General features: G+C 45.3%; 10 protein-coding genes. 6 read left to right on the top strand and 4 right to left on the bottom strand.

The annotated features are described in order from the left end of the window. Window positions 1–272: hypothetical protein (locus ACHUFW_RS19935; RefSeq protein ID WP_394205611.1), on the bottom strand; the 272-nt coding region annotated here is incomplete at its 3' end. A 564-nt stretch (window positions 273–836) separates the two neighbouring features. Between ACHUFW_RS19935 and ACHUFW_RS19930 the strand changes: the two genes are divergently transcribed. Next, window positions 837–2,111 (top strand): CinA family nicotinamide mononucleotide deamidase-related protein, encoded by a 1,275-nt coding sequence (locus ACHUFW_RS19930; protein WP_394205609.1) that lies wholly within the window; start codon window positions 837–839, stop codon window positions 2,109–2,111. Between the two features lie 60 nt (window positions 2,112–2,171). Here the strand turns inward: ACHUFW_RS19930 and ACHUFW_RS19925 are convergent, their stop codons facing one another. The 3 genes from ACHUFW_RS19925 to argE form a co-directional block, all read right to left on the bottom strand. After that, on the bottom strand, window positions 2,172–2,717 hold the full coding sequence (locus ACHUFW_RS19925) for a YceB family lipoprotein (protein ID WP_394205607.1): 546 nt from the start codon (window positions 2,715–2,717) through the stop codon (window positions 2,172–2,174). Then, window positions 2,714–5,350 (bottom strand): phosphoenolpyruvate carboxylase, encoded by a 2,637-nt coding sequence (gene ppc / locus ACHUFW_RS19920; protein ID WP_394205605.1) that lies wholly within the window; start codon window positions 5,348–5,350, stop codon window positions 2,714–2,716. The genes ACHUFW_RS19925 and ppc overlap by 4 nt, the downstream gene beginning before the upstream one ends. Before the next feature lie 146 nt (window positions 5,351–5,496). Beyond that, window positions 5,497–6,648 carry an acetylornithine deacetylase gene (gene argE, locus ACHUFW_RS19915; protein WP_394205603.1) on the bottom strand — a complete coding sequence of 384 codons (1,152 nt, stop codon included), beginning with the start codon at window positions 6,646–6,648 and terminating at the stop codon, window positions 5,497–5,499. A 259-nt stretch (window positions 6,649–6,907) separates the two neighbouring features. On the opposite strand from argE, the gene argC reads away from it, so the two are divergent. The 5 genes from argC (at window position 6,908) to argH (ending at window position 12,369) form a co-directional block, all read left to right on the top strand. Beyond that, a complete protein-coding gene (argC, locus tag ACHUFW_RS19910; RefSeq protein WP_394205623.1) occupies window positions 6,908–7,891 on the top strand; it encodes an N-acetyl-gamma-glutamyl-phosphate reductase in 984 nt (327 codons plus the stop codon). Between the two features lie 29 nt (window positions 7,892–7,920). Continuing rightward, the gene (gene argB / locus ACHUFW_RS19905; protein ID WP_394205601.1) at window positions 7,921–8,697 is read left to right on the top strand and encodes an acetylglutamate kinase; all 777 of its coding nucleotides are present in this window, start codon (window positions 7,921–7,923) and stop codon (window positions 8,695–8,697) included. A 49-nt stretch (window positions 8,698–8,746) separates the two neighbouring features. Further along, a complete protein-coding gene (locus ACHUFW_RS19900; protein ID WP_394205600.1) occupies window positions 8,747–9,655 on the top strand; it encodes an ornithine carbamoyltransferase in 909 nt (302 codons plus the stop codon). A 59-nt stretch (window positions 9,656–9,714) separates the two neighbouring features. Then, window positions 9,715–10,935, top strand: a complete 1,221-nt coding sequence (locus tag ACHUFW_RS19895) for an argininosuccinate synthase (protein WP_394205598.1) — start codon at window positions 9,715–9,717, stop codon at window positions 10,933–10,935. Window positions 10,936–11,004: 69 nt separating this feature from the next. Then, window positions 11,005–12,369 (top strand): argininosuccinate lyase, encoded by a 1,365-nt coding sequence (gene argH / locus ACHUFW_RS19890; protein WP_394205597.1) that lies wholly within the window; start codon window positions 11,005–11,007, stop codon window positions 12,367–12,369. Window positions 12,370–12,434: the final 65 nt, after the last annotated feature.

Raw genomic sequence — 12,434 nt, 5'->3', positions numbered from 1 at the left:
CAGAAGTGAAACGCAATTGCGCCGATGGTAGTGTGGGGTCTCCCCATGTGAGAGTAGGTCATTTCCAGACGCCAAATAACGAGAAAGCCCGCTACGATGTAGCGGGCTTTTTTCGTTATTGGCTGGAAAGATGACCGAACGAACATGGGGAAATAAAAAGCCCGAACGCAGTGAGGTTCAGTACCCATGTGGAGTAGGGTGAAGCCCTTGTGCTTATCAAACGAAGTTTGATGCAAGGGGTAAACGCGGAGAGCTTGCTCGAAGCTGGCCATTTCCAGGCACCAAACTTTTCTTTAAAGATTGGCGAAAAAGCCCTAGCACAAAACGCTAGGGCTTTTCGTATATGCGCTTTGCGAAACCACATACCCCCTACGTCGACCCGCCGCTGAGCTTGGCAAAAAACTGCTCCTGCGTTTCTGGCATTCGGCACTTCTGATGTTTAGGATTAACAAATGCCTTGATGGCATGGATGTTAAGGAGGTCAAGGATGCCAATGAAAGGTCGTGTGCCTCGCCTCCAGCTACGAAGGCAAGCTCCTCAGTATTCACTTCACCTAAAGACTAGAGGCTGAATAGTGCGTTTTCAAGGCGCCTCGCTTTCACTACCTTGTGTTAGCTGTATTTAAGCGATTTCAGCTATGGTTTTTAATGATCGGTATCGGTTTGTTAGGTTCAACGATCTAGCGTGATAAGTGGGATTTGCCCATGCTTGGTACTGCTACTTCTCGATATGGCAGTTAATTTTGCCAGTATCTGGGCAATTAGATGCAAAAGGACTATTGCTATTAGCTGATAGCTTGAATAGTTTATCTGCATTATTTGCCTTGGGAGATAGAGATGAAGCTGGAGTTAATTTGCACTGGCGAAGAGGTATTAGCGGGTCAGATAGTGGATACCAATGCTGCTTGGTTCGCTGATACTATGATGGATTATGGTATTGAGTGTCAGCGTAAAACGACGGTGGGCGATCGTTTAAGTGATTTGGTTGAAATTTTCCAAGAGCGAAGTCAACACGCCGACATTATATTAGTCAATGGCGGTTTAGGGCCAACTTCGGATGATTTGTCTAGCGAGGCAGCAGCGCAAGCACTTGGAGAGCCATTGGTTGAGAATAGCCATTGGCGTCAGCGGCTTGAAGACTGGTTTACCCGTAATGGCAGGGTGATGTCACCCAGTAATCTAAAGCAGGCGCTATTACCTGAGTCTGCAGTGATGATCGACAATCCGCTTGGAACAGCCTGTGGCTTTGCGGTAAAACTCAACAAAGCCTGGTTGTTTTTCACACCAGGTGTGCCTTTTGAGTTTAAGGCAATGGTGAAAGAGCAGTTTATTCCTTTTCTTAATGAACGATTTGCTGTTGGGGAGCCTACACAGGTCACTAAGTTACTCACCCTTGGTTCAGGTGAGTCAGCGCTAGCGGATAAACTGTTAGGTCTGCCGCTGCCTGATGGTATTACATTGGGCTATCGCTCTTTCATGCCTTATATAGAAATTAAGTTATTTGCTCGGGGTGAAGCGGCTATTGATCAGATTGAACACCTCGTTCAACAAGTAAAGCAGCATCTTGGTACAGCAGTGGTGTGTCGTGATTGTGATGGTTTAGACAAAGCCGTGCATAATTTACTCGTCAATTCTGGCCATGGGCTCAGTATTGCTGAATCCTGTACAGGTGGTGCTATCACCAGTGGTTTAGTGGCTTTTCCTGGTAGCTCTACATACTTGCACCAAGGGTTGGTGACCTACAGTAATGAGTCGAAAGTTAAAGTGCTAGGAGTTAAGCCAGAAACATTAGACGATCATGGTGCAGTATCAATTGCTGTGGTTGAGGAAATGGCCATTGGGGCGCGCAGTATTTTAGACAGCGACTATGCCCTCGCAACAAGTGGTATTGCTGGGCCTGAAGGTGGCACCGATGAAAAACCGGTGGGCACTGTTGCTATAGCGTTGGCAACGAAGAACGCGGTTTATAGTCAAATGTTGAAATTCCCCAGTCGGTCGCGGGATCTCGTTAGAAGTATGAGCAGTGCTGTGGCTTACGATATGTTGCGTAGAGATTTAGCGCGCGAAGCTGTCATTGTTGATTATCCGTCAGCAAAACGATTTGCGAAGTAAATAAAAAAGGCGGCAATTGAATTTGCCGCCTTTTCTGTTTGATAGACTTCCAAACTGAGCCTAGTCGTTGAATATAAGCTTCAGTTTACCGGGCGCTACTTCAATACGTTTAGTCATTTCAGCGAGTAGTGCCTGATTACCATTTTGAGTATCTAGCACATACACCGGTTGGGTCTCTAAAAAGTGTCGTACAAACCCCATCATCTGTGGTGCGACGGGACTAATCGCCTTTTCTATATCATCCGGTGTAGATTCGACCTTAGTGAGGCTGAGATCTTTAAGGTACACTGCATGTTTATCTGGATCATACCAAGGTTTAGCCTCAAAGGTCGTGGTGAGCTCTGCGCCAATCGGCATGATTGGATTTCTTACTTTGACTAAGCTGTGGGCGGTTACTGCCATGATGTCAGGCTTATCACCCAAGTTCACTTCTATCTCAGCAATGGTCAATTCAATGCCAAACAGCTGATTACCTTGATTAACCTCAAAGTGAATTTCTTTTGATAGGTAGCCTTCTAATTCACGCTCAGAGATACTGTATTGACTGACACAGCCAGTCAATAACAGTAAGACTGAGAGTAACAGTAGCCGGGTTAGTCTCATCATCCTGTATTTCTCATTCCCGCTGCAACACCAGCGATTGTCAACATCAGTGCAAGCTCAATATCCTGACTGTGTGTTTGCTCTTTGCGGGTACGAGCTAGCAATTCTGCTTGTAGGAAGTTCAATGGATCAATGTATGGGTTACGTAACTCTACAGACTCTCTGTTCCAAGGAGTATGCGACATGAGTGCTTCTGCTTGAGTGAGCTTTAGCACGGCCTCAATTCCTTCTGCCATACGTGCTCTAAGCGTATCACCTAAATGATGTAAGCTTGGGTCGACTAAGCAAGTTTCGTAATATTTAGCGAGATTAGGTTCTGCTTTCGCGTATACCATCTCCAACATTGAAATACGTGTTTCAAAGAATGGCCACTGACTTGCCATCTCTTGTAGTAGCGCCATTCTGCCCTGTTCTGCGACCGAATTTAACGCTTCACCGGCGCCTAACCAGGCTGGCAGCATAAGTCGGTTTTGCGACCATGCAAAAATCCACGGAATAGCCCGTAAGCTCTCGATACCACCATCTATGCGTCGTTTGGCTGGTCGGCTGCCTAGTGGCAATTTACCCAGTTCCACTTCTGGAGTCGCGGCCCTAAAGTAGGCAACAAAGTCGGGTTCACCACGAACAATACTGCGATAAGCCTCCACAGATTCGTCTGCTAGTTGCTGCATGGTTTCACGCCAAGCCGGTTTTGGTACCGGTGGCGGTAGTAATGTGGCTTCCATTACCGCAGAGGTATATAGGGCTAAGCTCTGTACCGCCAATTTGGGCAGACCAAATTTAAAGCGAATCATTTCTCCCTGTTCGGTGACTCTGATACGACCATCAACAGAACCCGGAGGTTGAGATAAAATAGCTTGGTGAGCAGGTCCGCCGCCACGGCCAATGGTACCACCACGTCCATGGAATAAGGTCAGCTTGATATCAGCTTGCTGGCAGATCTCAACCAGTTGTTCTTGGGCACGGTATTGAGCCCAGGCCGCAGCCATAACACCTGCATCTTTGGCTGAGTCAGAATAGCCAATCATCACTTCTTGTGTGCCTTTGCTATAACCTCTATACCAGTCAATTTTGAGTAAGGCACTGATGCAATCGGCGGCGTTGTTAAGATCATCTAGTGTTTCAAATAATGGCACCACGCGCATTGGGTGTGGGCAGTTAGCTTCTTTTAGTAGCAACAATACCGCTAATACATCTGAGGGCTTACTCGCCATGGAAATAACATAGGAGCCCAGTGCAGCAGCTGGCTGACTTGCTACTAGCCTACAGGTACTTAGCACTTCAGCGACGTCATCTGAGGGCGTCCAACTTGAAGGGATAAGTGGCCGTTTTCCGGTTAGCTCTCTTAGGAGGAAGGCCTGTTTTTCCTGTTCATCCCAGTGGTTATAGTCGCCTAAGCCTAAATAGCGTGTAAGTTCTGCAATAACATCTGCATGGCGCTCAGCGTCTTGACGAATGTCTAACTTGAGCATGTGAATGCCAAAACAAGCTAATCGGCGGTGCATATCTAGTAGTAAGCCGTTGGCGATTAGCGACATGCCTTTATCACACAAGCTCTGATATATGCAGTCTAATGGTGCTTTTAAATCTTCTTTACACCAAATGATGCTGTCACGATCTACTTCTGGTTGGTGACCTTCAAGACGGGCATTGAGATAGTCGATGGTGTTGCGAAGCTTCTGGCGTAACTGGCGAAGAATGATGCGGTAAGGCTCATGACTCGGGCCTGTTTGTGATAACAGGGTGTCGTTGGCTTCTTCCATAGATAGTTCGTTAACCAGATTAACAATATCTTTCAGGTATAGCCGAGCTGCAGTATGACGGTTACGTAGGAGGACTTCTTCGGTTACTTTGGCGGTGACAAATGGGTTGCCATCGCGGTCGCCTCCCATCCAGCTAGAGAAACGTACTGGGGCAATATCGGTTGGGATTTGCGTGCCAGTTCTTTCCTCCACCTGTTCATTTAGTTGGCGTAAGAAGTCCGGTATTGCTTGCCATAGCGAGACTTCAATAGTGCTTAGTCCCCAGCGTGCTTCGTCAACGGGTGTCGGTCGCTCATTACGAATCTCATTGGTGTGCCAGATTTGGGCGATCAGCTGACGCAGGCGTAAATGTTGCTGCTTCTTTTCACGTTCACTGAGTTGGCCGTTTTCTAGTGTGGCTAAACAGTCAACAATCGCTGAGTACTTTTGAATCAGCGTACGGCGCGAGATTTCAGTTGGATGAGCAGTAAGCACAAGGTCGATATCGAGGCTTTCTAAACAGGCTAATACTTGCTGCTGATCTACTTTACCGCTTAGCATACGTCCTAATAACTGTTCTACGGGATCGGGGACGCACACCAGCTCATCGCAATTGCGGCTGATGGTATGAAATTGTTCAGCGATATTGGCAAGATTTAAAAATTGGTTGAATGCTTTAGCAAAAGGCACTAGCTCATCGTCAGGTAAGGCAGCCAGCAAGGTCAACATCTCTTCACGCGCAGCACTATCACCTTGGCGTGAACTTTTAGCAAGGTGGCGAATCTGCTCAATTTTTTCTAAGAATGCATCATCCAAGTCATTGCGAATAGTGTCGCCGAGAATTTGTCCTAACGTGCTGACGTTAGACTTTAGTGATGCGTACATATCTGCCATACATGCTCCATACGGGAAGGTTAATCAATCACAACCCCCAGCCTACCGCGAATGGGGTAATAGAAGCTAGCGCAAAATGCTGAATACCTTTGCGCTAAATCATCTCTGCTGCACTATCAATTAAAAAAGCACTTTTATATTGATAATTATTTAATGCATGCTTGGTAAATTAGCTGTTTAAGCAATGCTACCGTTTTATCTAAATAGACGGTATCGATAAACTCATCTGGTTGATGGGCTTGGGCTATGCTGCCTGGGCCAAGCACTAGGGTTTGGCAGCCAAGCTGGTTAATATAAGGCGCTTCAGTAGCATAGTTGACTACTTCAGGTTGTTGTTCACTGAGCTTAGCCACCAATTGACTCCAACTATTGTCTTTGTCTCCAGCAAAGGCCTCTGACGGCGGATAAAGTTGCGATATGTTAATTGCGCCTGGATATTGAGTGTTGACCGGTGCGAGATATTGAATGATCAGTTGCTCAAGTTCATCGATTGCTAGGCCCGGTAACGGGCGAATATCCAAATGCAAGTCGCAACATCCACATATGCGATTGGCAGCGTCTCCACCATGAACATGACCAAGATTCATTGTTGGATAGGGCACACTGAAGGCATTCTCTAGGTAGTTGTCAGCCAAATGTTGTTTCAGTTTGAGTAGTTGCCCGATCACTTGATGCATGATTTCAATGGCATTGAGCCCGTTAGCAGGATCCGATGAATGACCGCTGCGCCCCGTCACTCGTATTCCTTGTGCTAAATGGCCTTTATGCATATAAACAGGTTTTAAACCCGTTGGCTCACCTATGATGGCATAGTCAGGTGCAATCGACTTTGCTTTAGCAAAGGCTTTAGCGCCATTCATAGTTGTTTCTTCGTCAGCACTGGCTAATACATAGAGTGGGCGTTTGAATTGGTCTAGGGGTAGAGTTTTAAGTGCTTCGACAACAAGAGCAAAAAAACCTTTCATGTCGCAGGTACCTAAGCCATACCATTTGTTATCTTGCTCGGTTAGCGCAAAAGGGTCATGTTGCCAGCGTCCTTCATCAAAAGGCACTGTGTCAGTATGCCCTGCAAGTAACAGCCCGCCTGAGCCGCTACCAAAAGAAGCTAGAAAATTATGCTTGTCTCTGGTCTCAGGTACCACTTCTGATTGGCAATTAAAGCCCAAGTCACTAAACCATTGATGCAGTAATTGCACAACATCATGATTGCTCATATCAAGCTGACTTTCTAAAGCACTGATCGAAGGCGTCGAGATGAGTTCTGCGAAGCTTGTTTTTAAATCCGGCAAATTTTTCATGATCCACCTAAAATATATATTCAAATATATTGCATAATTAGTTTTGTGTGGTAGTCTAGCAAACAGCTAGACCGAGTACCATTAAATAAAGCACCAAATTGAGATAGAAAATGAAGAATTCACATCAAAATATTAACAAAAAGGCGATATGTAACGGCTTCCTGCGACGATAAACTTGTCAACTATTGGTATTTTTACCAGGGCTTATGTTGTGCCCCCTCTTTTTTCCCGTTCAATTCAAATGAAGATTATTTAGATGATGAAAAGCATAGCAATTATTGGCGCTAGTGGTTACACCGGTGCGCAGATTACCGCTCTTATTGAAGCTGATCAGCAGCTGACAATTCAGGGCCTATATGTGTCAGAAAACAGTGTTGATAAGGGCAAACCTTTAGCCGAGCTTTATCCTGCATATAGTCATATTCAAACTTGTTTATCGCCATTAACAGAGGAAGCTAAAGCGCTTATCGTCGACGAGGCTGATGCTGTTGTTCTGGCGACTGACCATGCCGTTAGCTTGCAATTGGCAGCATGGTTTTATCAACAAGATTTGGCGGTTTTCGATTTAAGTGGCGCCTATCGTTTTGCCGATGTTGAACAGTACCCCAAGTGGTACGGTTTTGAACATACTCACCCCGATGCATTGTCTCATGCAGTGTATGGCTTAGCTGAATGGAATGAATCCGCCATAGCCGATAGCAAATTAATCGCAGTGCCAGGCTGTTATCCAACCGCATCGCTAACAGGGTTGAAACCCATTGCTCATTTGCTGAGTGATACCTTACCCGTTATTAATGCGGTTAGCGGTGTCACCGGTGCTGGACGTAAGGCGCAGTTGCATACCAGCTTTTGTGAAGTCAGTTTGACCCCATATGGTGTGCTTGGTCACAGGCATCAACCTGAAATTGCGACACAATTAGGCCAAGAAGTTATTTTTACTCCACATTTAGGTAATTTTAAGCGGGGCATTCTCGCGACGATAACTGTGAAATTAAAAGCAGGTACAACATCAGCTGATATTGAACAAGCTTATGCTGTTTACGATGACAAACCGCTTGTTACGGTTAAACAGAACCAATTTCCAAAAGTCGATGATGTCGTGAATACGCCATTTTGTCACCTTGGCTGGAAGTTTGACGAAAACAATCAATATTTAGTGATTGGCAGTGCCATTGATAATTTAATGAAAGGTGCAGCTAGTCAAGCTCACCAATGCATAAAGATTCATTTTAAATATGCGTAATTATCATACGATTTGAGTGGATATCAGACATGAAGCAAGTATTAGTATTAAAAGTCGGCGGCGCATTATTGCAATCTCAGCAGGGCATGGAGCAGTTGATGAACACAGCCAAAGATATTATTGCAGCTGGGACTCAGCTTATTCTTGTACATGGTGGTGGGTGCTTAGTCGATGAGCAGCTTGCCGCCAATGGAATGAAAAGTGAAAAATTGGATGGGCTAAGAGTCAGCCCTGCTGAACATATGCCAATTGTTGTCGGTGCGCTAGCGGGCACGGCCAACAAGATGTTACAGGCCACGGCTAAAAAAGCAGGCGTAAATTGTGTTGGTTTAAGCTTGGCTGACGCTAACATGGTTAAGGCGAGCATCAAAGATTCTCGGTTGGGGTTCGTTGGAGAAGTTACGGCAAACGACTCAAGCTTGCTGGACTTCCTTCTACAGCAGTCTTGGATGCCAATTATCAGTTCAATTGCGATAGCCGATGATGGTGCGCAGTTGAATGTCAATGCCGACCAAGCGGCAAGTGTGTTAGCCAAATTAGTAGGCGGCCAGTTGGTGCTGTTATCTGATGTACCAGGTGTACTTAATGAGCAAGGCGAGCTGATAAGCCAACTGAATTTAGCTCAGGCAGAGTCTTTAGTACAACAGGGCGTTATTGCCAAAGGCATGAAGGTCAAAGTTGAGGCTGCTTTTGAAGTGGCTCAAGCGACAGGTCAGATAGTGCAGGTTGCCTCGTGGCAACAAAGCGAACAATTAATGTTATTGGCACAGGGTGAAAGTGTCGGTACCCAGATATTACCTCATTGATTAACAGAGAATAGCGGGTTAACTCTGTTAGCCACAGGAGCGATAGAAGATGAATCACTTACTTTCAATTAAAGATCTTAGTCAAAGCCAACTGATTGAGTTATTGCAGCTTGCTAAAGAGATAAAATCTAACCCTAAGCAGTATCGCAATGCACTTGACGGTAAAAGTGTGGTAATGCTGTTTGAAAAACCATCTCTGCGTACCCGAGTCAGTTTCGATATCGGAATCAATAAGCTAGGTGGCCACTGCTTATATCTTGATCAACAAAATGGGGCATTAGGAAAGCGTGAGCCTGTTTCTGACTTTGCCAGTAACATTTCCTGCTGGGCTGACGCTATTGTGGCGCGGACTTTCGCTCACTCAACGATTGAGCAACTTGCTGAGCATGGCACAGTGCCTGTTATTAATGCGCTGTCAGATATGTATCACCCATGCCAAGGGTTAGCTGACTTTTTAACGCTGTCTGAGCATTTTGAAGATTTAAGCAAGGTTAAACTGGCCTATGTGGGTGATGGTAATAATGTGACCCATAGTTTGATGTACGGCGCAGCTATTCTCGGTGCGAGCCTAACGGTAATTTGTCCTCAGGGTCACTTCCCCGATGGCCAAGTGGTGGTTGAAGCTCAAGCTTTAGCGGCAAAACATGGTGGTGAATTATTGCTGAGCTCTGACATTAACGATCTTAAACAACAAGATGCCATCTACACCGACACTTGGATTTCAATGGGAGATAATGCGGAGTTGGCTGATATTAAAGCGAAATTTGGTCCTTACCAAGTTACCAGTGAATTGATGCAGCAAACTGGCGCAAATTACTTTATGCACTGCTTGCCGGCCTATCGGGGCGTAGAAGCGACAGCTGAAGTGGTCGATGGGGAAGGTTCATTGATTTTGCACCAAGCAGAAAACCGTATGCATGCACAAAATGCTGTTTTGGTCACTCTGTTGGCCGACTAATTACACAATATTACCAGTTATTGAGCCACAGGCTTTATAGAAAAGATTTAGGAAAAGTTATGTCAAAGCAAACCGATACACCAGTTAAAAAAGTTGTTCTAGCCTATTCAGGTGGCTTAGATACTTCAGCGATTATTCCGTGGCTAAAAGAAACTTATGATAACTGTGAGATCGTCGCATTTTGTGCCGACGTGGGTCAAGGTGACGAAGAGTTAGAAGGGTTGCATGAAAAAGCGATCGCGTCTGGCGCATCTGAGTGTTACATCGTAGACCTTAAAGAAGAACTTGTTGCCGATTATATCTATCCAACTATCGCGACAGGCGCTATTTATGAAGGCACCTATTTACTCGGTACCTCAATGGCGAGACCTATTATTGCTAAGGCACAGGTTGAGGTGGCCAGAAAAGTCGGCGCCGATGCGGTATGTCATGGTTGCACCGGTAAGGGTAATGACCAAGTGCGTTTTGAAGGTTGTTTTGCTGCGCTTGCACCAGATCTTAAGGTTATCGCCCCGTGGCGTGAATGGGAGATGGTGAGCCGTGAAGATCTTTTAGATTACTTGGCCGAGCGCAATATTGCGACCACTGCATCTGCAACCAAAATCTACAGCCGTGACGCCAACGCTTGGCATATTTCTCACGAAGGTGGCGAGTTAGAAGATCCATGGAATGAGCCAACTAAAGGCGTTTGGACGATGACTGTCGCGCCAGAAGATGCCCCAGATGCTCCTGAATATGTCACTTTAGCTGTAGAGAAAGGCCAGATTACTCAGGTAAATGGTGAAGCTCTTAGTCCTTATGCCGCTTTGATGAAGCTTAATAGTATAGCTGGTGCTCATGGTGTCGGTCGTATCGATATTACTGAAAACCGTTTGGTGGGTATGAAGTCTCGTGGTTGTTATGAAACACCAGGCGGTACCGTTATGTTTGCAGCATTACGTGCAATTGAAGAGTTGGTACTGGATAAGAGTAGCCGTGAATGGCGTGAGCAAATTGGCGCCCAGATGGCACACCTTGTTTATGATGGTCGTTGGTTTACGCCTCTATGTGAGTCGCTACTTGGTGCATCAAAACCATTAGCAGATCTAGTCAACGGTGAAGTGGTGATTAAGCTTTATAAAGGCCAAGCCCAAGCGGTTAAGAAGCGCTCTCCTAATAGCCTCTACTCAGAAGAGTTTGCGACCTTTGGTGAAGATGATGTTTACAATCAAAAGGATGCAGAAGGTTTCATTCGCCTATACTCATTGGCGAGCCGTATTAGAGCATTAAGCAGTAAATAAGTCTCAACTCATAAGAGTTAAAAAAGGGGCGTTATCGCCCCTCTATTTTATTAGATTTAGGAGCATATTATGGCCTTATGGGGTGGAAGATTTTCGCAAGAAAGCAGTGCATTGTTTAAGCTTTTTAATGACTCTTTGCCAGTAGATTATCGTTTAATTGAACAAGATATTGTTGGTTCTATTGCTTGGGCTGATGCAATTACTCAAGTCGGCGTATTAACTCAGCAGGAATGCACTCAATTACAAGCAGCCTTAAACGAATTGTTAGAGGAAGTTGCTGATAAACCGGAAGTCATTATTGCTTCAGGTGCTGAAGATATTCACAGCTTCGTTGAACAATCATTGATTGCTAAAGTCGGTGACTTAGGTAAAAAGTTACATACTGGCCGCTCTCGTAACGATCAGGTCGCTACTGATTTAAAACTTTGGTGCAAGAAAGAGGGGGCAGCACTACTTGCATTACTGCAACAGCTCAAAGCAGCTTTGTTAGACCTGACGGCCAGAGAGCTTGATGCAGTGATGCCAGGCTACACACACTTGCAACGTGCGCAACCTGTTGCATTTGGGCATTGGTGTTTGGCCTACGTGGAAATGTTCGAAAGAGATATTAGTCGCTTAGAAGATGCACTAAAACGCGCTGACACTTGTCCACTCGGCACGGGTGCATTGGCTGGCACGGCCTATCCGATGGATCGTCATCAACTTGCTCAGTCGCTTGGGTTTGCAAGCCCAACACTTAATAGCCTTGATACGGTCTCAGACAGAGATCATGTGATTGAGCTATGCAGCGATGCTTCGATCAGCATGATGCATTTGAGTCGTATGGCTGAAGATCTGATTTTCTTCAATAGTGGCGAAGCAGGTTTTATTGAATTGGATGATCAAGTGACCTCTGGCTCATCACTGATGCCGCAGAAAAAGAACCCAGATGCATTGGAGCTGATTAGAGGTAAAACCGGTCGAGTTTATGGCAGCTTGATGGGGATTTTGACTACTATGAAAGCATTGCCATTAGCCTATAACAAAGACATGCAAGAAGACAAAGAAGGCTTGTTTGATGTGATGGACAGCTGGGCAATTTGTCTTGAAATGGCGGCATTGGTGTTGTCTGGTTTGAAAGTAAATAGAGAAAACACCTTAAGTGCGGCGCAGCAAGGTTATGCTAACTCAACGGAATTAGCTGATTACCTTGTGGCCAAAGGTATGCCATTTAGAGAAGCGCACCATGTTGTTGGTGAAGTGGTTGTTGCTGCAATAGCTCAGAAGAAACCATTAGAAGAGTTTGCGTTGGATGAGTTGCAGGCTTTTGCCAATATCATTGGTGATGATGTTTATGATTGCCTGACCATTGAGTCGTGTTTGGCCAAACGAGAAGCATTAGGTGGTACCGCAATACCTCAAGTGAAAGCTGCACTTAGTGCTAAAATGAGTTGAAATTTATTCAATTGATAAAAAAACCTGCAATTGCAGGTTTTTTTATTTGATAGATAACAATTTTT

This window comes from Shewanella waksmanii, assembly GCF_043643685.1.
GTDB lineage: Bacteria > Pseudomonadota > Gammaproteobacteria > Enterobacterales > Shewanellaceae > Shewanella > Shewanella waksmanii_A.
This window is presented reverse-complemented; position numbering and strand designations above follow the sequence as displayed.

Bases quoted from the DNA above. Each gene is read 5' to 3' on its own strand.
- ACHUFW_RS19930 (WP_394205609.1), top strand. From the start codon at position 837: ATGAAGCTGGAGTTAATTTGCACTGGCGAAGAGGTATTAGCGGGTCAG.
- ACHUFW_RS19925 (WP_394205607.1), bottom strand. From the start codon at position 2,717: ATGATGAGACTAACCCGGCTACTGTTACTCTCAGTCTTACTGTTATTG.
- ppc (WP_394205605.1), bottom strand. From the start codon at position 5,350: ATGGCAGATATGTACGCATCACTAAAGTCTAACGTCAGCACGTTAGGA.
- argE (WP_394205603.1), bottom strand. From the start codon at position 6,648: ATGAAAAATTTGCCGGATTTAAAAACAAGCTTCGCAGAACTCATCTCG.
- argC (WP_394205623.1), top strand. From the start codon at position 6,908: ATGAAAAGCATAGCAATTATTGGCGCTAGTGGTTACACCGGTGCGCAG.
- argB (WP_394205601.1), top strand. From the start codon at position 7,921: ATGAAGCAAGTATTAGTATTAAAAGTCGGCGGCGCATTATTGCAATCT.
- ACHUFW_RS19900 (WP_394205600.1), top strand. From the start codon at position 8,747: ATGAATCACTTACTTTCAATTAAAGATCTTAGTCAAAGCCAACTGATT.
- ACHUFW_RS19895 (WP_394205598.1), top strand. From the start codon at position 9,715: ATGTCAAAGCAAACCGATACACCAGTTAAAAAAGTTGTTCTAGCCTAT.
- argH (WP_394205597.1), top strand. From the start codon at position 11,005: ATGGCCTTATGGGGTGGAAGATTTTCGCAAGAAAGCAGTGCATTGTTT.